Consider the following 296-nt stretch of genomic DNA (forward strand, 5'->3'; position numbering starts at 1 on the left):
GCGCGCCCACAAGAGGCCCGCGACAAGGGTACGTTAACGGCGAGGCGGTAGTGTTCGGACAGGGGCCTCTTGCGGTGCGGCCTCGGGTGGCGTCGCCTCGGCACCGCCGGTACTTGGGGCGGGACGGCTCTCGCCCTCTGGCGCCGCCATGTCGGCAACCTCCACCGGTGCGGTCGGGGCCGGATACTGCGCCTCCTCCGCCCCGTCGCGGGCGCGGTCCGACACCGGGGCCGGATCATGAGCGTCGCCGGATACCCCGGCTGCGCTATCCGGGGTGGCCGCGTCGGGCGCATCGC

At 74.7% G+C, this 296-nt stretch carries 1 protein-coding gene; it reads right to left on the bottom strand.

What is annotated here, in order from left to right:
* Nucleotides 1-33 precede the first annotated feature (33 nt).
* The coding region (locus ACH107_RS33750; protein WP_412509915.1) for a hypothetical protein at nucleotides 34-296 on the bottom strand (263 nt) is incomplete at its 5' end.

The organism is Roseovarius halophilus (ex Wu et al. 2025) (assembly GCF_047086965.1).